The sequence below is a fragment of the Dyella japonica A8 genome (assembly GCF_000725385.1).
Lineage (GTDB): Bacteria > Pseudomonadota > Gammaproteobacteria > Xanthomonadales > Rhodanobacteraceae > Dyella > Dyella japonica_C.
On sequence record NZ_CP008884.1, the window covers coordinates 4,335,045 to 4,355,101 of the forward strand.

Consider the following 20,057-nt stretch of genomic DNA (forward strand, 5'->3'; position numbering starts at 1 on the left):
GAACCCCGCAAAAGGGGGCAAGCGCGGGAATCCAGTGACTTTCCATCGAGCCCGGAGCACAAAAAGCTAAAGGCCCTGGATTCCCGCGCTTGCCCCCTTTTGCGGGGTTCGCGGGAATGACGATGTCTTTGTAGTGTTGTTGCACAAAGAGCCCGGTCACCGCTGACCGGGCTCTTCGCTTTTACGCCACGGCAATGGCGCTTACTGCACCGTCAGGTTCACGTCGTCGAGCACGAACGAGGTCTGCAGCGACGCGTCTTCCGTACCGGTGAACTTCAGCGTCACCGTCTGGCCGATATACGCGCTGAGGTCGAAGCTCGCCAGCGAATAACCCGAAGCCGCATTGAGGTTCGAGTACGTCGCCAGCGTCTTCAGCACCGTGCCGCTGCTGTTGAGCACCTGCACGCTCAGCTTGTCGTACGCCGTGGTGGTGCTGGTCTCGGCGGTATCGACATGCAGGTAGAACGTCAGCTTGGCCGAGGTCTTACCGCTGGGGATGGCCACCTTCTGCGACACCGTGTCGGTGTGCGTGGTGCCGTAGCCGTCCAGCCAGGCGAACCAGGTGCCGCTGTGCGCCGTCTCGCCACTGCAGGTGCTGTTGCTGCAGAGCGTGCCGGAGCTCATCGACCACGGCGTGGCCGCGCCAGTCTCGAAGCCCGGGTTCACGATGATCTGCGACGGCGTGCTGCCGCCCGACACCGTCACCGAGGACGTCTTGCTCGAGGTCTTCGCGCTCACGCCGTCCGTCACCGTCTCCGTCACGTTGTACGTGCCGGCAGCGGCGTAGGTGTGGCTCGGGCTGGCCGAGGTCGAGGTGCCGCCGTCGCCGAAGGTCCACGCGTACGAGGAGATGCTGCCACCCGTATCCGTCGAGCTGTCGGTGAAGGTGGCGGTCAGGCCGTTGGTGACAAAGCTGAAGTTCGCCGTCGGCGTGCCACCCGTGGTGCCGCCACCGCCGCCGCCCCAGTACTGGGTCACGTAGCTGTTGAACTTGGCGATGTCGAGCGAACCCCAGCCGGTGGAGTTGTCGTAGCCGGCCTTGGCGGCATAGCCGTAGCCGTTGTAGCCGTTATTGCCCGAGGTGACGTCATGCAGCGGCGAGGCGTCGGTCGGGAAATGGGCGTACATGTTCTGGGTCGGCAGGCCCAGCGTGTTGTTGTTGGCCGAGAGGATACGCGCCCAGATACCGACGAAGATCGGCGAGGCCAGGCTGGTGCCGCCGATCTGATAGGCGGTGCCTTGGATGTAGATGTTCGCGCCGGTCGACTGCGCGGCATCGAACGCAAGGTCAGGCACCTGGCGCATCGTGGCCGACGAACCCAGCGCCGTCGTCTGCCAGCTCGGGGCGGATTCGAACAGGCTCACGCCGCCGCCGGTCGCCCACAGGCGCTCGTTGCTATCCGTCTGGCTGATGGCCGACAGGCCTTCGTTCCACACCGTTTCACCCGCCCAGGCCGTGCCGTTGGTGCTCAGCGTGGTGCCGCCCACCGCCACCACGTTCGGCGAGGTGGCCGGCTCGCTCACCGAGTAGTGGCTCAGCGAGATCTGCACCGTGCCAGCCGAGTTGGCGACGTAGCCCGGGGCACCGGTCGAGTCGGTGGACCACTGGTACACGCCCGCATCGCCCGAGGCGATGGAGAAAGTCTGACCCTGCGCCACGGCCTGCGCGAAGATCTTGTCGTCGGCGGCCTGCGTACCGGAGCTGTTCGCCGCCGATTCGTCTTCGCCCAGCGACACGTTGATCACCTTGGCCACGTTGTCGGTCACGGCGCGGTTGTACGCGGCAGTGATGGCGGCGTCGGTGAGGCAGCTGTCGTTGGCGTCGCAGTTCGGCGCGGTATAGAAGATCAGCGTGTTCACGCCGCCCGAGGTGCCGGTGATGGTCTGGCTGTCCAGGTTCCATTCGCCGTCGCCGTTCGGATCGTCCGCGTAGGCGCTGGTGCCGGTCTTCACCACCTGGGTGTTCACCGCGCTCATACCGGCGTTGGTGGTGAAGGTGTTGAGGTCGGTGATGGTCTGGGTCAGGTCACCCCAGGTGATGATGCCGACCTTGGTGTTGGACGCGGTCGGCGTGCTGCCCACGTCATAGATCGCGGGGAAATCCTGCGGGTTGTGCGACGCCTGCGTACCGGTCGCCTGGATGCCCACGCTGTTGGCGCCCGCATGCACCGGCCCCTTGATGTGGTGCATGGTGTGCGGCACGTTGAGGTTCTGCAGGCCGAGCACCGAATCCACGATGCCGCCCAGCGCCGCCGGCACCTGCACCGCCGAGTCGTTGGCGATGCGCTGCTTGCCGCCGTACTGGAAGGTGCGCATGTTGGTGCGGAACGCCGCGTTCACCGTGTTCGCGTTGCCATCCGCCTCGACCAGCATGTTGTTGGGCGATACGCGGACGTTGCTGAAACCGGACTGGCTCAGATGCGCCATGACCTGCGCCACCTGGGCATCGGTCGGCGCGTAGCGCGCCTTGAACTGCGCCGGGGTCAGGAAGTGGTGGAACTGCGCGCTGCCCGGCGTGTTGACCGCGTGCAGGAAGGTCTCCAGCTCATTCACGTTGCGCAGGTTGAGGCTCAGCGCCACGTGCATGGGCTTGCTGGCTTCCAGCGGCGACACGGTGGCCGCGTCGATCTTCGGCGAGCCGTGCATGCTCAGCGTCCAGCTGCCGCCGGAGGCTGCCGCCGTGGTCAGTGCCGTGGCGGGCGCCACGGCATGCGTCATGGCGGCCTGCGTGCGCACGCCGACCCAGCCGTCATGGGTGGTGGCGTGCAACGAACCTGCCATGGCGAACGACATCGTCAACGGCAGCAGTGCCTTACGAAGTGCCTTTCCCCGCAAATCGATACGAACAGCCATTCTTCTCTCCTTGAGTTTTTTGAGGACGAACAGACCCGCTGCGGTGCCTTGCACCACATGAAAGGAATGCGCCGTTGTCACGGCCTCGGGTCTTGTCTTGTGACTGTGTTGCGATCCGATAGGCGCCTGGGCTTGCTTCCCCCTGCCATTCCATGGAACGGCATGCCCCGACGCAGACTCGCTAAACGGCGCGCATCCGACAGATGCAGGTGCGACGCCGCCAAAGGACCATCCGTCAACCCTCCCGCTCACGGATTAATTGACGCTAATCAAGAAAATTCGAAGCGTCAATGAAATCGGATGGCCGTATTAAACGTTCCAACAACAGCAAATAAATACGAAACAGGGTTCCATTTCGTCCTTTTCTGCGCTTACTTTCGCGAAACCTACGCTCACGAGGAGTGCACAAAGAATCTAATCAAAACCGTATGTTATGAAGAGTGGTGACGTCGGTCGCAGTAATCGACTTAACCGTCCAGCCGGCGAATTGGCGCGAGTTATATCGATTCGAATGAAACCATCGGACCATATGATCAGCGTGAAAATCGCCTGGCCCCCTACGAAAGATATTGCGCACGCCAACGGCGCACTCCCTTACGGGGCGCACACAAACATTAACGCCAGTTAAATTTCTATATCTAAATGTCGGCTTGACGCCAGCCAGGGAAGGCCCGCGTAAACGCTCTCAGACCGGCCAGGCGCATGCATCGCACTATCGCGATGGAAGGAGACGAACGGAATTCGAAGGCGGGAGAAGCAGCCCTCGGCAGCCTCAAGGTGCGCCGGATCGCGATGCACGGGCCTATGCCCGCGCAAAGGCTTTACAGCATGCCGGTTTCGAGCTTGGCTGCGTCCGACATCATGGAGTGGTTCCACGGCGGATCGAACACCAGGTCCACGTCCGCCTCGGTCACGGTGGGGATCAGCTCGAGCTTGGTCCGCACGTCGTCGACGAGGATGTCGCCCATGCCGCAGCCGGGCGCGGTCAGGGTCATCTTCACGTAGACCTTGCGCTGGTCGGGCGCGGGATGCTCCATGCTCACGTCGTAGACCAGGCCCAGCTCGACAACGTTGATCGGAATCTCCGGGTCGAACACTGTGCGCAGTTGCTGCCACACCAGGGCTTCGACGTCGGCGTCGCTGGCATCGCTGGCCAGTTCGATCGGCGGCGGCGGCTCCTTGCCCAGCGCGTCGGCGTCATTGCCGGCGATGCGGAACAGGTTGCCTTCCACGTAGACCGTAAAGCTGCCGCCCAGGGCCTGGGTGATGTAGCCGATCTGGCCGGCGGGCAGGCTGACCGTCTCGCCTTGGGGCACCATGACTGCCTGGCAGTCGCGCTCCAGGGTGAAAGGTTCGCTGCTAAGACTGAAACCGCTCATGCCGATCCTGCCGAATCTCGTCGATGGGCGAGGCAAGCTGCCACGCCAAGCTTTCTATTATGCCGGTTGCGAACCGGCCATGCCCGTTCACATCAGGCCGGAACCGGGCAATCTCAAGGGCTGCCCACCCTCGAGCACGGCTTCAGGTGCGGGACAGCCAGGGCCTCCGGCGCGCTATCATGGTTATTTTACGCCCGGGAAGATCCGTGTCCGTCGTCCAGTTTGCCGCTCACCATTCATGAAGATCCGGGCCGTCTTCTCGCTGTTGTTCGCGCTGGTGAGCGCGCTGATGCTGGGGCTCGCCGCGGGCGCCGTGTGGATGGTTCCCACGCTTTACTCCCAGCACGCCCTGCCCTGGCTAGCGGTGCCGGGCGGCTGGCTGCTGGGCAAGGCGATCCGCCACTGGGTGCGTCCCATCGAACCCGACGCGGCCATTCTCGCCGCGTTCGCCACGTTCATCGCCGTGCTCTACGTCAACGTGCTGATGGCGGCGGCACGCATTGCCGGCCTCATGGGCCTGGGCCTGATCGACTCGCTGCGCACCGCCGGGCTGCCCATGTTGCTGCAGCTCGCCCAATTGAGCGCCACACCCTCCGACGACCTCTGGTTCATCGCCGGCATGGGCATCGCCGCGTTCGTCGCCTCGCGTCACAGCCGCCAGCCCAGGGCCGGCGGCTGATCGTCAGCTGTCCAGCGACTTGAGCTCGGCCACCAGCTGGCTGGCCGCCGCCTGACCATCGCCGTAGAGCATGCGTGCGTTGTCGGCATAGAACAGCGCGTTTTCGATGCCGGCGAAGCCCGTGCCCTTGCCGCGCTTGACCACGATCACCTGCTTGGCATTAGCCACGTCCAGGATGGGCATGCCATAGATGGGCGAGGCCGGGTCGGTCTTGGCCAGCGGGTTCACCACGTCGTTGGCGCCAATCACCAGGGCCACGTCGGTCTGCGGGAACTCGGGGTTGATGTCGTCCATGTCGGCGATCAGGTCGTAGGGCACGCCCGCTTCCGCCAGCAGCACGTTCATGTGGCCGGGCATGCGCCCCGCCACCGGGTGGATGGCGAACTTCACCTTCACCCCGCGCTCGATCAGCAGCTTGGCGAACTCCCACACCTTGTGCTGCGCCTGCGCCACGGCCATGCCGTAGCCGGGCACGATCACCACGCGCTCGGCGTAGGCCATCATCACCGCCGCGTCGCTCGCCTCGATCGGCTTCTGGGCGCCCGCGATAGCCTGCGCTTCGGCGCCGCTGGCACCGAAACTGCCGAACAGCACGTTGCCGATCGAGCGGTTCATGGCCTTGGCCATCAGCTGCGTGAGCAGGGTACCGGCGGCACCCACCACCGTACCGGCAATGATCATCGCCTCGTTCTGCAGCACGAAGCCCTCGAACGCCACCGCCAGACCGGTGAAGGCGTTATAGAGCGAGATCACCACCGGCATGTCCGCGCCGCCGATGGGCAGGGTCATCATCAGGCCGAACAGCAGGGCCAGCACGAAGAAGGCCACGATCAGCGGCATGGTCAGCTGACCACTGGCGATCATCGCCCCCAGCACCACCGCGCCCGCCAGCACCAGCAGGTTCACCACGCGCTGGCCGGGGAATACGAAACGCTTGTCCAGCCAGCCCTGCAGCTTGGCGAAGGCGATCAGCGAGCCGGAGAAGCTGACCGAGCCGATCAACGCACCCAGCACGGCCAGCGCCAACTGCGCCGCACCCGGGGTAGCGCCATTGGCGGTGAACTGCCCGCCATCCAGCAAAGTCACGGACTTGCCCGCGTAGCTGAACAACTCCGCCGCGCCGATGGCCGCCGCCGCGCCGCCGCCCATGCCGTTGTAGAGGGCCACCATCTGCGGCATCGCCGTCATGGCGACCCGCCGCCCCGACCACCAGGCGGCAGACACGCCAATCAGCACCGCCGCCAGGATCAGCCCCCGGTTGTGCATGTCCGGCAGGGCAAAGGTGGCCAGTACCGCGACCAGCATGCCCACGCCCGCCCACACGATGCCGCCCCGGGCAGACCGCGGGGAACTCATGCGCTTGAGACCGAGGATGAACAGGAGGGCAGCGAGGAAGTAACAGGCCTTGATCACATCCGACAGCCAGGCCATTACTTGGCCTCCTTGCCGGGGGCGGGCTTGCTGGCCTTGAACATCTCCAGCATCCGCTCGGTCACCACGTAACCACCGGCGGCGTTGCCGGCACCCAGTAGTACGCCGATGAATCCGATGACCACCTCAAAAGGGGTCTGGGCGTGGCCTAGCGCTATCATGGCGCCGACCAGCACAATGCCGTGGATGAAATTTGAACCGGACATCAACGGCGTATGGAGAATCACCGGCACCCGGGCGATGATCTCGTACCCCGTGAAAGCGGCCAGCATAAAGATGTAGAGCGCCAGGAAACCATCGATCATGACCCCTCCCCGCCAGGACATCGGTGTAACCGCACTATACGGTTGCGGGTCAACGCGCGCGAGCCTCGGACGTTGATATCCAAGGACGCACCGATGGAGTCTCAGGATGGCCGATCCGACGAACCGGACGATGACGGCATGAACAGCGTCGTCTCCACCCTAGATGCCGACCTGCTGCTCGAAGACGTCCGGGCGGCACCTGCTTCCATGGACGCTTTCCTGGCGCAGGTGGAGCGCCGCGCCTTCCGCATGGCCGAGATGAACCTGGGCCACCGCGAGGATGCGCTGGACGCCGTGCAAGACGCCATGCTCAGGCTCGTCAAGCATTACAGCGACAAACCCGCCCAGGAATGGACGCCCTTGTTCTGGGGCATCCTGCGCCGGCGCATCGTGGACCTGCAGCGCCGCCGCAAGGTGCGCTCGATCATGGTGGGCTGGCTGGGTGGCCGGGACGAAGACGGCGACGACCTGCCCGCCTGGGAACCCGCCGACACCGGCCCCGGGCCGCTGGAACGGCTGACCGACTCCCAGTCGTACGCGGACATGGCAGCGGCCGTGAAACGGCTGCCCCAGCGCCAGCGTGAAGCTTTCATGCTGCGCGTGCTGGAAGGCCTGGACGTGGCAGAAACCGCGCAGGCCATGGGATGTTCGGAAGGGAGTGTCAAAACACATCTGTCGCGCGCGCTGCAACGTCTGCGCGATCAACTGGAGGACTGGCGATGAACGCGCCTGACAACCACCTCGAACGCCGCGCCCGCGCGCTGTATCGCGAGGCAGCGGTGCACCTCGATCCCGCCATGGCCGCGCGCCTGCGTGCGGCCCGGCGCGTAGCGCTGGCCAGCACCCGCGAGTCGTGGGCACACCGCCTGCTGCAACTGCTGCTGCCGGCAGGCGCCTTCGCCGCCATCGCCTTCGTCGCCCTGTTCCTGTCCTCACCGGTGCAGCGACCGACCTCGGCCGTCCCCACGGCGGTCCAGGCCATGGACACCGATGGTGAACTTCCACCCGACGCGGCCGCCGCCGACCCGACGCTGTACCAGAACATGGAGTTCTACGGATGGCTGGCCAAGAACGGCGACAGCGAGGCGAGCAGGTAACCATGCGTCGATGCCGTGTTTTCGCGTCGCTGCTTTTCGTCTTCGGACTCGGCGGCATCGCCAGCAACGCCATGGCCCAGCAGTTCCCTCCCCCGGGTCCGCCGCCGGGGGATGTGCCGCATGGCCCGCCGCCGGGCCCGGGTGCGTTCCCGCCCGGCCCGCCCCCGGGCATGCCGCCCGGTCCGCCGCCCCAGCCGCGCCCCTGGCAGAGCCTGTCGCCCGATGAGCGCGACATCCTCGCGCCGCTGGCCGACAAGTGGAACTCGTATCCGCCGGAACGCCAGGCACGCATGCTGCAGCGCGCCCAACAGTGGAAGTCGCTGCCGCCGGACAAGCGCCAGGAAATCCGCCAGCGCATCGACCAGTGGCAGAAGATGACGCCCGAACAGCGTGAGCAGGCCCGCGAGAACAGCAAGCGCTTCCAGGAACTGCCGCCGCAGGAACGCGAGCAGCTGCATGCCGCCTTCCAGCGCTTCCAGCAGCTGCCACCGGACCAGCGCGAACAGCTGCTGCGCCAGTGGCATCACGACATGCGCCAGCGCCCGATGGGCCCACCGATGGGACCGCCGCCGCCCAGGCCCCCGCGGCACTGAAAAAAGCCCTGCACCCGCAGGGCTTTTTTGTAAGAGCCTGTTCACGATCTCCTTCAAACCCCAGATTTCCTCACCGTCATCCCCGCGAAAGCGGGGATCCAGTGCCTTTGAGTGCTATCGAAAACCGAAAGTCACTGGATTCCCGCGCTTGCCCCCTTTTGCGGGGTTCGCGGGAATGACGATGAGGGGAAGCGAGGTGCTACAGCGAGACTTTGAACAGACTCTAAGGCGCTGGCGGCGTCAGGCCTGGAACTGCGCCTCGCCATTGCGCGTTACGCAGCTCTTGGCGACCAGTTCGTCGTTGAAGTCCGGCGTCAGCGCTCCACCAGAAATCAGCAACTCGACGAAGTTGTAGATATTGCGCGCCATCATCTCCGACGCGTGGAGCGGGGCCCCGGCGGGCAGGTTGAGCGGGCCCAGGATCACCACGCCCCGATGCTCCACCCGCTGGCCCGGCTGGGTCAGCTCGCAATTGCCGCCACCCTCGGCGGCGAGGTCCACGATGAGCGCGCCCGGCTTCATGCCGTCCACCATCGCGCGCGTCACGATCTTCGGTGAGGGGCGCCCGGGCACGGCGGCGGTGGTCACGACCACGTCGACGTTCTTCAGGTGTTCGGCCAGCGCCTGCTGCTGCGCCTGCCGCTCCTCGGCGGTGAGTTCGCGCGCATAACCGCCGCTGCCCGCCGCGCTCACGCCCAGTTCGATGAACTTCGCGCCCAGCGATTCCACCTGCTCGCGTGTCTCGGGACGCACGTCATAGCCTTCCGTCTGCGCGCCCAGCCGGCGTGCCGTGGCAACGGCCTGCAGGCCCGCCACACCGGCGCCGATCACCAGTACGCGCGACGGGCGAATGGTGCCGGCCGCCGTGGTGAGCATGGGAAAGAATTTCGGCGACGCCTCGGCCGCGATCAGCATGGCGCGATAGCCGGCCACCGCCGCCTGCGAACTGAGCACGTCCATCGCCTGCGCTCGGGTGGTACGCGGCAGCAGTTCCAGCGCGAATGCCGTCAGGCCACGCTGGCCCATCGCCGCGATGCGCGCGCCGGCACCATAGGGACGCAGCTGGCCGACCACCACCGCGCCCTCGCGCAGACGGGGCCACACGCTGTCATCGGGCGGGAGCACGCAGGCAAAGATGTCCGCTTGCGCCAGCACACTGTCCGCGTCGGCAAATTCGACGTCGGCATACGTTTCGTCGGGAAAACCCGCCGCCGCGCCCGCGCCGCGCTCCAGCAGCACGCGGACATCCTTGCCGCGCAACTTCTTCGCCACTTCGGGAGTGATCGCCACGCGGCGCTCGCCATCGGCGGTCTCACGCAATGCAGCCACGGTGATCGGCATCGTGCATCCCCTGCGGAAAGGTTTCCGAATCCTAGCCCATGGCTCACGGGACAAACCACCGCCGACTTGCAGTCATCGGCCCAAGGGAGTTAACTGGCCCGCCACCGGCATCAAAACCGCCCTGGGCGACCGTGCCGGGGGGATCCCGTGATGGAGATCCCGATGACTGAAGTCGTTGTTCCCGATGTCCTGCTGGGCCTCGCGCGCCAGGCGCGTGAAAACGCCTATGCACCCTACTCCCGCTTCCTGGTCGGCGCTGCGCTGGTCACGCGCGACGGGCGCCAATTCACCGGCTGCAACGTGGAGAACGCCTCCTACGGCCTGTGCAACTGCGCCGAGCGCACGGCGCTGTTCGCTGCCGTAGCCGCCGGCTGCCGCCCCGGCGATTTCGCCGCCATCGCGGTGATCGGCGACACACCCTCGCCCATCAGCCCCTGCGGCGCTTGCCGCCAGGTGATGTCGGAGCTGTGCGATGACACCATGCCGGTGTGGCTGGGCAATTTGACGGGTGCGGTACAGGAAACCACCGTGCAGACGTTGCTGCCCGGGTCGTTTCGGTTGGCGGGTTGAGGGTGGAGTGTTCTCGGCTGATTCGTGGCGCCAGTAAAGTCACTGGATTCCCGCCTTCGCGGGAATGACGAACAAAGCAGGGTCGGCACCCGCCTTCCACCAGAAGGGCCTCTGCCCCCAATCGTCATTCCCGCGAAGGCGGGAATCCAGCGCCTTAAAAGCCCCCATCCGTGGACAGCCCCACCCCCGACTCTTAGCATCAACGTTTTTCCCCCGGACCTCCCCATGTCCAACCCACTTTCCCTGCTGCAACAGCGCCACTCGGTCCCGTCCCGCCAACTCGGCGAGCCCGGCCCCGATGCCGCCACGCTGGCAACGCTGCTGGAAGCCGCCATCCGCGTGCCAGACCACGGCAAGCTCGAACCCTTTCGCCTGATCCTGCTGCAGGGCCAGGCCAAGCTCGATTTCGGCCATCGCCTTGCCGAACTGTCGCTGCGCGTGAATCCGCACATGGCCGATGCCAAGCGCGAGAAGGATCGCACGCGCTACGACTTCGCACCGTTGGTGATCGCCGTGATCGCTCGCATCGATGCCTCGAGCACGGTTCCCGTGATCGAGCAGCAACTGAGCGCCGGCTGCGTGGCCTACAACCTGTTGCTGGGCGCCGGAGCGCTCGGCTTTGGTGCGCAGTGGCTCACCGGCTGGGCGGCGTACAACCGCGAGGCCACCGCCATCCTCGGCCTGAAGGACAACGAGCAGGTGATCGGCTACGTACATATCGGCACGCCGCAGATCGATGTCCCCGATCGCGAGCGACCGGTGCTCGCCGAGGTGGTCAGCACATGGACGCCATGAGCCGTCCAGCCGTCCATCTGGTCGATGGCAGCCTCTACGTCTTCCGCGCCTGGCACTCCATGCCGGACGAATTCCAGGATGCCGACGGCCATCCGGTCAACGCCGTGCACGGTTTCACGCGCTTCCTGTGCGAACTGCTGGAACGCGTGAAGCCCGAACACCTGGCCGTGGCGTTCGACGCCTCGCTGACCACCTCGTTCCGCAACGCCATCTACCCCGCCTACAAGGCCAACCGCGAACTGCCACCGCCGGACCTGGAACGCCAGTTCGTGCTGTGCCGCGAAGTGGCCCTGGCGCTGGGCGTGCCAGTACTGATCGACCACACCTACGAAGCCGACGACCTCATCGGCAGCGCCTTGTGGACCCTGCGTGGCCACGGCTTCCGCAGCGTGATCGTCTCGGCGGACAAGGATTTCGGCCAGCTGCTGGGCGAAGACGACGAGCAGTGGGATTACGCGCGCAACCTCCGCTGGGGGCCGGCCGGCGTGCACGAGAAGCTCGGCGTGCACCCGCACCAGGTGGCGGATTACCTGGCGCTCTGCGGCGACGCCGTGGACAACATTCCCGGCGTGCCCGGCGTCGGCGCGAAAACGGCGGCCGCCCTGCTTGCGCATTTCGGCAGTCTGGACGCACTGCTCGATCGCGTGGACGAAGTGCCCTTCCTGCGCATTCGCGGCGCCGCCAGCTGCGCGGCGAAGCTACGCGAACATGCGGAAGCAGCGCGCCTTTATCGCCGCCTGACCCGTATCGCGCTGGATGCACCGGTGCCACCGGAGGCCGATGCCTTGCGGCGACAGCGCGGCGAGATGGAAGCCATGGATGCGTTGTGCGAGCGGCTGCGTTTTGGGCCGTTGACGCGGACACGGTTGAAGGCGCTGCTGGGATAAGCGCTGAGGTGACGTGTGTCGCGCACAGGGTGCGCTCCCACAGGATGGCGAGGCACCCTGTGCGCGACGAGGCTCGCCCATCGCGATAGCATGAGGCCATGCAAGGCGTCCCTTCCACGTTCCCGTCGCAGCGCGACGCGGCCGAATTCCGTCTGGCAGCCCACCGCCCGGGCGTGGAGCTGTATCGCGCGCATATCGTGCGGCACGCCTTCGATCCGCATACACACGATGGCTTCGGTCTGGGCGCCATCGAATCGGGCGTGGAGCGCTTCCGCTATCGCGGTGCCGACCATCTCGCGCCGGCCGATTCGGTGGTGATGATGAATCCCGACGAGCTGCACACGGGCCGCGCGGAAACGGCAGGCGGCTGGCATTACCGCATGGCCTACATTGAACCTTCCGTGGTGGCCGACGTCGCCGGCGAGCCCGGCTGGTGGTTCAGCGATGTGGTACGCGAGGACCTGCCCAGCGCGCGGCGCGTGACCGTGCTGCTCGATGCGCTATGGCAGGCACGTGAGCCGCTGGCGTTCGACAGCCTGCTGCATGAGCTGCTCGGCCTGTTCCGCCACCACGCACAGGTGCCGCGCAAGACGATGGATGGGGCCGCCGCGCGCTTCGCGCCGGTGGTGGATTACCTGCATGCGCACCTCTCGCAACGCCTGACGCTCGACGAGCTGGCTGCCATCGCCGGACTCAGCCCGTTCCATTTCCTGCGGCAGTTCCAGGCGCAGCATCACGCCACGCCACAGCAAATGCTTATGGCTTTTCGGCTGGCGGAAGCGAAGCGGCAACTGTCTCGCGGCGAACCGCCGGCACAGGTCGCCGCCGCGGTCGGCCTGGCGGACCAGGCGCATCTGACCAAGGCGTTCGCGCGGCGCTACGGCGTGACGCCGGCCCGCTATCAGCGGGCGTTGCGGTTGTAGCCCACGCGCTTTTCTGTGGGAGCGCACCCTGTGCGCGACAGCCTGACGGAGCGGCATCGACATGGCGCCGCCGTCGCGCACAGGGTGCGCTCCCACAGGGTTCGTGCGGACCTTCCGCAATCTGGTACAAGACCGTGTCACACCATTCCGCCACGCTTCCCCTATGTGGACAGGCATCTTCTACGCACTCGCCGCCGGCCTCATGTGGGGCCTGGTGTTCGTCAGCCCCCTGCTGCTGCCGGAATACCCGGCGGCGCTGCAGTCGGTGGGGCGCTATCTCGCCTTCGGCGTGATCGCGCTGCCGCTGGGGTGGATGGATCGCCGCGCCCTGCGCATGCTCACCCGCGCGGACTGGCTCGAGGCCGCCAAGCTCTCCGCCGTGGGCGGCCTGCTCTATTACCTGTGCCTCGCCAGTGCAATCCAGCTCGCGGGCGCGCCGTTGCCGACGATGATCATCGGCACGCTGCCGGTGGTCATCGCCATCACGGCCAACCTGCGCGACGCGCATCGTGACGGTCGGTTGCCGTGGCTGTCGTTGGCACCATCGCTCGTTTTCATCGCGCTGGGTATCGCCTGCGTGAACCGGGCCGAGCTGGCGGCACTCGATCAACCCTCCAGCGCGGATCTCTGGCGCTACGCGCGCGGTGCCCTGCTCGCCACCGGCGCTGTGGCTTGTTGGACGTGGTATCCGCTGCGCAACGCGGATTGGCTGCGGTGCCATCCGGACCGCAGCCCGCGCACCTGGGCCACGGCGCAGGGGCTCGCCATGCTGCCGCTCGCGCTGTGTGGCTATGGGCTGCTGTGGTCGCTGATGAAGGTCAATGGCAACCCGTTTGCGATGCCTTTCGGGCCACATCCCTGGCGATTCATCGGCCTCATGGCGGCCATCGGCCTGTTCGCCTCGTGGCTGGGCTCGCTGTGCTGGAATGCGGCGAGCCAGCGCTTGCCGACAGCGCTCGCCGGGCAGCTGATTGTGTTCGAGACGCTGGCGGCACTCTCCTATGCCTTCGTGCTGCGCGGTCATCCGCCCGGCACCTTGACGCTCACCGGCGTCGGCCTGCTGGTCGCGGGCGTGGCCTGGGCCGTGCGCATCCGGCCGCGACCGGTGGAACTGACGGTGGAGTGAGCCCGCCGGAAGGTTGTCGCTGACACATCGGGCGGGGCAACATGCGGGACTCCGAATCCGCCGCGCGGTCATGCCGATGAATCACCCAGACTCCCGTATTCCCAGCGACGCCAACGCGCCCGTGGAAACCCTTTGCACTGGCAAGTGGCTGAGCCTGCGCAAGCGCGGGCGCTGGGAATACGCCGAGCGCAACAACCCGGGTGGCGCGGTGATCATCCTGGCGGTCACGCCGGAGGACAAGGTGCTGTTCGTGGAGCAGTACCGCGTCTCCATCCTCAAGCACACCATCGAGATGCCCGCCGGCCTGGTCGGCGACCTGCACGAACACGGCGACGAAGACGCCATGCTCGCCGCCGGCCGGGAGCTGGAAGAGGAAACCGGCTACCGCTGCGGGCGGCTGGAGTTCGTGCACGAGGGGCCGTCCTCCTCCGGCATGAGCACCGAAATGATTGCCTTCGTGCGCGCCTGGGATCTTCAGAAAGTAGGCCCGGGCGGCGGTGACGAATCGGAAAACATCATCGTCCACGAGGTGCCGCGTGCCACCGCAGGCCAATGGCTGTTCGCGCGCGCGGCGGAGGGCTACTCGATCGATCCCAAGCTGTTCGCCGGCCTGTGGTTCATCGAACACGCGACACTGAAGGCGCAAGGCTGAACCGTTCCGGCGGCGATGGCTAAAGATTCCGGCGGGACCGCCGATGTGTGTCATGTCGACCCTTTACGACCTGACCACATCACGGACCCCCTCTATGAAGAAGACCTTGATCGCCGCCGCCCTGTTCCTGGCTGCTCCGCTCGCCGCCCATGCCGCCTGCGCCCCCACCGATTTCGCGGTGCAGGATTTCAAGATGAAGCTCGTTGGCGCCGGCGCCGCCGCCCGCCTCAGCCTCAGCGGCCAGCTGGTGAACCATTGCGCCGAAGCCGCTGCCGCGCAGGTGAGCATCGAGGCGAAGGACGGCTCCGGCAAGGTCATCCAGGCCAAGAAGGGCTGGCCGGCAGGTACCACCAACATCGGCCCGGGCCAGTCGGTGGAGTTCGACCTCGGACGCCTGTTCCGCTTCGACCCCGAAATGCAGCAGTACACCGTCGGCGTGGCCGACGTGCGCACCTGGTAAGCCAGCTTCGCGCAGCAAGCCCTGCGTTTGTCTTGTGTTGCTTGAAGGCCCCTCGCGGGGCCTTTTTTTTGCCCCGACGGCAGGCCCGATCAAGCAAAGTGTGACGTGGCTCAAGTTTTTGGAATGTTGTCCGATATGCTGGTTGACTCAGTCACTGCCTCATCGGAGGCCCAGGGTGCCCTCATGGCCAGAAGGGTGCCCTGGCATCAGGGAGCGCCATGCACCTAGACATTCCCACCCTGACCATCGTCAGCCTGCTGATGGGCATTGCCGCGTCAGTGGGCTTCACGTCGTTGATGGCGGTGCTGAACACACAGAAGGTGCTGCGCATCTGGGTGGCGAGCATCTGGATCACCACCTTCGGCATCACCCTGATCGGGCTGCGTAATCAGATCCCGGACGCCATCTCCATCGTCGTCGGCAACGGCTTGCTGGTCACAGGCAATATCCTCGCGCTCAAAGGCATTGCCCAGCATCTCGGCCTGGCGATGCGCTGGCGCTGGCCATGCAGCCTTGCCCTGGTCTACACCGGCGCCATCGCCTGGTTCGCCTACGTCTCGCCCAACCTTGGCGCGCGCCTGCTGGCCGGCAGTCTGCAGGCCATGGCGTTCAATCTCGCCTACGCCTACCTGCTGCTGCGCTACCACGAGCCGGAAATCCGCAAGAGCTGCCTTATCGCCGGTATCGTGCTGCTCATCAATGGCCTGTTCTATGCCGCGCGCGCCTTCATGCCGCTCACGCCCGGCGCCAGCCAGAACCTGATGCTCGCGGGCATGCCGGTGGCGGCCACCTATGTCATCGGCATCCTCACCACGCTGGCCTCTTATTTCGCCCTGCTGCAGCTGATCACCGAGCGCCTGATGGTGGACCTGCGCCGCGCGGCCCGCACCGACGGCCTCACCGGCCTGCTCAACCGCAGCGCCATCGTCGGGGAAGGCCGCGCGGCGCTGGAGCGTTGCCTTGAACGCGACCAGCCGTTTGCCCTGCTGATCTTCGATCTCGACTACTTCAAGCAGATCAACGACCGCTGGGGCCACGATGCCGGCGACGCCGTGCTACGCCACGTGACGCAGCAGTTGCGCGAGGTGATCCAGTGGCCGGGCCACCTCGCCAGCCGCTATGGCGGCGAGGAGTTCGTCGTCGCCCTGCCCGGCGCCACCCTGGAACAGGCCCTGGCAACGGCCGAACGCCTGCGTCATGCCCTGGCCCACTCGCACGCACGCGTGGGGGAACACACCATCCCCGTTACCGCCAGCATCGGCGTGGCGGCGGCACGGCAAGGCACGCGCTTCGAACACCTGGTGCGTCAGGCCGACCAGGCGATGTACCGCACCAAATTCGACGGCCGCAACGGCGTGAGCGCCGCCGACGAGCACAACGGCGTGCTGGCGGAGGCCGGCAACTCCCGTTGCTGACGACTCCCTTGCGGGCACCGACGGACCGATGCCGGCAGCCGGCGTCCGTAGCCATCCGCCCGATAGACAGCCCAGCGGCACAGGCGTAGGGTCCAACGGGCCGGCGAGACTGCGTGTCCTGCGCATGCGCCTGGCGTTCCATCGCAGGCGCAAGCGCCGCTGCCTCCGCCCCGCAGCCTTGCGTACACACATGGCGTCATGTGTCGCACCGTCGCTCATCGGCAGGCCACGCCCATGGCGACACGTCTTTCTGGAGTCCAGGCGGATCCCAGTCCATCCGCCCATGCAGGGAACGCCCGGCAGTTTCCAATGCTCAGCGGAGGATGTGTCATGGTGAATCGCTTGGGATCCGGCATCGCAGGTGCCGCGCTGGCCTGCGCCTGCCTGTGTGGCGGCGCGGCCTATGCACAGGACATGGTGAAGGTAGCGCCCAACAACACCAAGGTGTTGCTGGAGAACGACCAGGTGCGGGTGATCGAGGTAACCGTCAAACCGGGTGAAACGATACCCATGCACTCTCACCCCGCCAACGTCGTGTACTTCGTGACGGGCGGAAAGACCAAGACGACCACGGCCGACGGAAAAGTCACCGATACGGACCACAAGGCGGGCGAGGCGCTATGGAGCGAACCGATCACCCATAGCAACAAGAACATGGGGACGCTGACCACCAAGGCGCTGGTGATCGAGCTCAAGACGGCCAAATAAGCCGGGCAGGAAGCGGCCCGTCCGTTCCGCATCGCCGGACGGACGGAGCCCCCATCGCCAGTCGCACGTATCGCCCGGCGGGCATCCGCCGCGGGCGGCATGCGCCTCAGTGCAGCACGAACAACTTGTCGAAGCCTGCCACGCGCAGCGTGCCGCGCAGGCCGGTGTCGGCGTTGACGATGCGGATCTCGGCCCGATCGGCACCCGCGTGCTCGCGCAGCAGAAGCAGCATGCCCAGCGCGGAGCTGTCCATGCTGGACACCTCACCCAGGTCGATGACGTAGCTGCGCGCGGCACGGCCCTCCAGGCAAGCATCGTGGAAGGCGCGGTGCACGCTGAAGTCAAAGCGCTCGCCTACCTGCAGGGTCACGCAGTCAAGGTCGGGGTCGTGGTGGACGGTCAGGCTCATGGCAGCGTTCCTTAAAAGAGTTCAATCTCGCCGGCGTCCATCGAGTTCTGCAGCGCCGGGCCGCGCGAGCGCAGGCGCGCCTTCTCGCGCTGAATCGCCAGGCGGTTGCGCACGCGCTCGGCACGCTGCGCCAGCGCATCGGCATCGATGGGGTTGCAGGCCAGTTCTTGGATGTCGCGCGTGCATTCGGTGGTGATGTCTTGCAGTTCCACCAGGCGCTGGCGCGTCTGGTTGATCAGCTGACTGAGGATGTCCTCGAACTGCAGCGAGCGCACCGTGGTAGCCACGTCAGTGCCCAGACCGCGGTTGATCTCCACCACCTGGTCGGCCACCTTGCTGGTGCGCGCGTCGCTCTCGGTCACGTGCGCCATCATGGCGTCGATGCCGCCCTTGGCGGACAGCGCCACATTGAGGTCCTGCGACGCCATGGTGCCAACCAGGCCGCGCAGCTCGCCCATGGCGGCGCGGGCGCGCTCGACGTGACTGCCGATCTGTTCGTTGAACTGGTTGGAATGGCTGGCCAGGTTGCGGATCTCGCCCGCGACCACCGCGAAACCACGGCCGGATTCGCCGGCACGCGCCGCTTCGATGGCTGCATTGAGCGCCAGCAGGTTGGTTTCCTCGGCGATGGTGTTGACGTTCTTCAGCAGGCCGAACACGGCGTCCATTTCCTTCGCCATGCCGTCGATGCGGTAGACGATGCGCAGGCTTTCGCGCGACATCTGCACCACCATGTCGACAAAGTGCTCCAGCAGGTCACCGGTGCGCGCAGCGAAATCCTGCACGGACACGCCCTCGCCCTGCACGTCGATGATCTGGCGCAGCAGCGACTGCTGCTGGCCGGTCTTGCGCGACAGGCCGTCGAAGCCGCCGCCGAGTTCGGTGACCGCATCGCGCAGCAGATCCATCGCCTGGTGCAATTCGCGCGTGGCGTGGCCCAGTTCGTCGACCAGCGAGCTGCGCACCTCTTCCAGCGCTTCGCGTACCGGCGCGTGGTGTTCCAGCGAGGCCTGGATGACCGGTGCCGCGACCGGCACGGCGCGGCGCGTCTCGACGATCCACACGGCCGTCAGCAGCACCACCAGCACCGGACCCAGCCAGGCCGACGGCCACACCATGGCCAGCACGAGCGCGACGGCACTGGCAGCCAGGCCAGCGGCAGGACGTTTGTGCACGAAGGAGTAGAGAGCATCCATAGAGATATCCGCAGATCAGGTGGCCGACACGGCGGCGCGGGAAACGGGTTGATGCGCCAGCGCCAGCAGGCGCGCGGCGATGTGGTCGAGCGGGAGCTTTTCGCTGGCGGCGCCGAGCTTCCAGGCGGCACCGGGCATGCCCCACACGACCGAGGATTCTTCGTCCTGCACCAGCGTGCGCGCGCCGCCCTGCTGCAATTCCAGCAGGCCGCGCGCGCCGTCGTCGCCCATGCCGGTGAGCAGGGCGGCGATGGCCGACTTGCCGACGCTGGCGGCCATGGAGCGGAACAGCACATCCACGCTCGGCTTGTGACGATTCACCGGCGGCCCGTTGTGCAAGCGGCACACATACTTGGCGCCATCCCACATCACCAGCAGGTGCTCGCCACCCGGCGCGATGTACGCATGACCCGGCTGGATCGGCTGGCCGTCGCGCGCTTCGCACACGCGCATAGCCGAGCAGGTATCCATGCGCGCCGCGAACGGACCGCTGAAGGCCGCGGGAATGTGTTGCGTGATGACGATCGGCGGCGCATCCGGCGGCATGGCCTCCAGCACTACGCGGATCGCCTCGGTGCCGCCGGTGGACGCACCAATCGCGATGATGGGCATGCCGCCACGGGTGCCGGCCGACTGCGCGCGCGGCAGCACCGCGTCGGCGGTGAGCCGCGGCGGCACGTCCAGCTTGCGCACGGCCGTGCGCTGGCGCGGCCTGGCAAGGGCGGCGAGTTTCACCTTGGCGCAGATCTCCTGTGCGCCGTCGGCGAAGGTGCTCGCGAGGTCATTGTTTGGCTTGGTGAAGAAATCCACCGCGCCCAGTTCCAGCGCGCGCAGCGTGACCTCCGCGCCTTCCTGGGTGAGCGATGAAATCATCACCACCGGCATCGGGCGCAGGCGCATCAGGTTCTCCAGGAACGTGATGCCATCCATGCGCGGCATTTCCACGTCCAGGGTGAGCACGTCCGGATTGAGCTGCTTGATCTTTTCGCGCGCAATCAGCGGATCGGCGGCGGTGCCCACCACCTCGATGGCCGGATCGCACGAAAGCATGGTCGACAGCAGCTTCCGCACCAACGCGGAATCATCGACCACCAGGACACGTACTCTTTCCATCGCGTATTCGTCTCGCCTTCGTCGTGCGGCGTGGGCGCCTGCCCACGTCCGCCGGCCCGTCCCGGCGCCTGATGCTTGCTGAGGAAAACTGCTCAAACGCCACGAGAGCTTGTTCACCGACCCGG

The 20,057-nt window shown here is 66.4% G+C and carries 21 protein-coding genes; 13 read left to right on the forward strand and 8 right to left on the reverse strand.

What is annotated here, in order from left to right:
• Positions 1–201 precede the first annotated feature (201 nt).
• Both HY57_RS18415 and sufT read right to left on the reverse strand, forming a co-directional pair.
• Positions 202–2,853, reverse strand: a complete 2,652-nt coding sequence (locus HY57_RS18415; RefSeq protein ID WP_144240856.1) for a protease pro-enzyme activation domain-containing protein — start codon at positions 2,851–2,853, stop codon at positions 202–204.
• 821 nt (positions 2,854–3,674) lie between these two features.
• A complete protein-coding gene (gene sufT, locus HY57_RS18420) occupies positions 3,675–4,232 on the reverse strand; it encodes a putative Fe-S cluster assembly protein SufT (RefSeq protein ID WP_019466617.1) in 558 nt (185 codons plus the stop codon).
• A gap of 238 nt (positions 4,233–4,470) precedes the next feature.
• Here sufT and HY57_RS18425 point away from each other — a divergent pair, with 238 nt between their 5' ends.
• On the forward strand, positions 4,471–4,911 hold the full coding sequence (locus HY57_RS18425) for a hypothetical protein (protein ID WP_019466616.1): 441 nt from the start codon (positions 4,471–4,473) through the stop codon (positions 4,909–4,911).
• Between the two features lie 3 nt (positions 4,912–4,914).
• Here HY57_RS18425 and HY57_RS18430 read toward each other — a convergent pair whose 3' ends face one another.
• On the reverse strand, positions 4,915–6,342 hold the full coding sequence (locus HY57_RS18430; RefSeq protein ID WP_019466615.1) for an NAD(P)(+) transhydrogenase (Re/Si-specific) subunit beta: 1,428 nt from the start codon (positions 6,340–6,342) through the stop codon (positions 4,915–4,917).
• Positions 6,342–6,647, reverse strand: coding sequence for an NAD(P) transhydrogenase subunit alpha (locus tag HY57_RS18435; RefSeq protein WP_019466614.1), 306 nt, complete (start codon positions 6,645–6,647; stop codon positions 6,342–6,344). Before HY57_RS18435 ends, HY57_RS18430 begins: the two co-directional genes overlap by 1 nt.
• A 138-nt stretch (positions 6,648–6,785) precedes the next feature.
• Between HY57_RS18435 and HY57_RS18440 the strand changes: the two genes are divergently transcribed.
• The 3 genes from HY57_RS18440 to HY57_RS21000 are packed head-to-tail and all read left to right on the forward strand — an operon-like array spanning position 6,786 to position 8,337.
• Positions 6,786–7,370 carry an RNA polymerase sigma factor gene (locus HY57_RS18440; protein WP_038581391.1) on the forward strand — a complete coding sequence of 195 codons (585 nt, stop codon included), beginning with the start codon at positions 6,786–6,788 and terminating at the stop codon, positions 7,368–7,370.
• Complete coding sequence (locus HY57_RS18445) at positions 7,367–7,744, forward strand: hypothetical protein (RefSeq protein ID WP_019466612.1); 378 nt, start codon at positions 7,367–7,369, stop codon at positions 7,742–7,744. The genes HY57_RS18440 and HY57_RS18445 overlap by 4 nt, the downstream gene beginning before the upstream one ends.
• 2 nt (positions 7,745–7,746) lie before the next feature.
• Complete coding sequence (locus HY57_RS21000) at positions 7,747–8,337, forward strand: DUF3106 domain-containing protein (RefSeq protein WP_019466611.1); 591 nt, start codon at positions 7,747–7,749, stop codon at positions 8,335–8,337.
• Positions 8,338–8,577: 240 nt separating this feature from the next.
• Here the strand turns inward: HY57_RS21000 and HY57_RS18455 are convergent, their stop codons facing one another.
• Positions 8,578–9,678, reverse strand: coding sequence for an NAD(P) transhydrogenase subunit alpha (locus HY57_RS18455; RefSeq protein WP_019466610.1), 1,101 nt, complete (start codon positions 9,676–9,678; stop codon positions 8,578–8,580).
• Positions 9,679–9,840: 162 nt separating this feature from the next.
• Here HY57_RS18455 and cdd point away from each other — a divergent pair, with 162 nt between their 5' ends.
• The 9 genes from cdd (at position 9,841) to HY57_RS18500 (ending at position 17,214) form a co-directional block, all read left to right on the forward strand.
• On the forward strand, positions 9,841–10,248 hold the full coding sequence (cdd, locus tag HY57_RS18460) for a cytidine deaminase (RefSeq protein WP_019466609.1): 408 nt from the start codon (positions 9,841–9,843) through the stop codon (positions 10,246–10,248).
• A gap of 225 nt (positions 10,249–10,473) precedes the next feature.
• On the forward strand, positions 10,474–11,043 hold the full coding sequence (locus HY57_RS18465) for a nitroreductase family protein (RefSeq protein ID WP_019466607.1): 570 nt from the start codon (positions 10,474–10,476) through the stop codon (positions 11,041–11,043).
• Positions 11,031–11,930, forward strand: coding sequence for a 5'-3' exonuclease (locus HY57_RS18470; RefSeq protein ID WP_019466606.1), 900 nt, complete (start codon positions 11,031–11,033; stop codon positions 11,928–11,930). Before HY57_RS18465 ends, HY57_RS18470 begins: the two co-directional genes overlap by 13 nt.
• Before the next feature lie 98 nt (positions 11,931–12,028).
• Positions 12,029–12,853: an AraC family transcriptional regulator gene (locus HY57_RS18475; RefSeq protein ID WP_019466605.1), complete on the forward strand. Its 825-nt coding sequence runs from the start codon at positions 12,029–12,031 to the stop codon at positions 12,851–12,853.
• Between the two features lie 163 nt (positions 12,854–13,016).
• Positions 13,017–13,979 carry a DMT family transporter gene (locus HY57_RS18480; RefSeq protein WP_019466604.1) on the forward strand — a complete coding sequence of 321 codons (963 nt, stop codon included), beginning with the start codon at positions 13,017–13,019 and terminating at the stop codon, positions 13,977–13,979.
• Positions 13,980–14,055: 76 nt separating this feature from the next.
• On the forward strand, positions 14,056–14,631 hold the full coding sequence (locus tag HY57_RS18485; RefSeq protein WP_026034159.1) for an NUDIX hydrolase: 576 nt from the start codon (positions 14,056–14,058) through the stop codon (positions 14,629–14,631).
• Between the two features lie 94 nt (positions 14,632–14,725).
• A complete protein-coding gene (locus HY57_RS18490; protein WP_019466602.1) occupies positions 14,726–15,091 on the forward strand; it encodes a hypothetical protein in 366 nt (121 codons plus the stop codon).
• Between the two features lie 218 nt (positions 15,092–15,309).
• On the forward strand, positions 15,310–16,506 hold the full coding sequence (locus tag HY57_RS18495; protein WP_019466601.1) for a GGDEF domain-containing protein: 1,197 nt from the start codon (positions 15,310–15,312) through the stop codon (positions 16,504–16,506).
• Between the two features lie 330 nt (positions 16,507–16,836).
• Entirely contained in the window at positions 16,837–17,214 is a 378-nt protein-coding gene (locus tag HY57_RS18500) for a cupin domain-containing protein (protein WP_019466600.1), read from the forward strand.
• A gap of 106 nt (positions 17,215–17,320) precedes the next feature.
• On the opposite strand, the gene HY57_RS18505 is transcribed toward HY57_RS18500, so the two are convergent.
• Genes HY57_RS18505 through HY57_RS18515 form a run of 3 tightly spaced genes read right to left on the reverse strand, consistent with a single transcriptional unit; the run spans position 17,321 to position 19,932 of the window.
• Positions 17,321–17,623 (reverse strand): STAS domain-containing protein, encoded by a 303-nt coding sequence (locus HY57_RS18505; protein ID WP_019466599.1) that lies wholly within the window; start codon positions 17,621–17,623, stop codon positions 17,321–17,323.
• 11 nt (positions 17,624–17,634) lie between these two features.
• Positions 17,635–18,819: a methyl-accepting chemotaxis protein gene (locus HY57_RS18510; RefSeq protein WP_019466598.1), complete on the reverse strand. Its 1,185-nt coding sequence runs from the start codon at positions 18,817–18,819 to the stop codon at positions 17,635–17,637.
• A 15-nt stretch (positions 18,820–18,834) separates the two neighbouring features.
• A complete protein-coding gene (locus HY57_RS18515; protein WP_026034155.1) occupies positions 18,835–19,932 on the reverse strand; it encodes a protein-glutamate methylesterase/protein-glutamine glutaminase in 1,098 nt (365 codons plus the stop codon).
• Positions 19,933–20,057 lie beyond the last annotated feature (125 nt).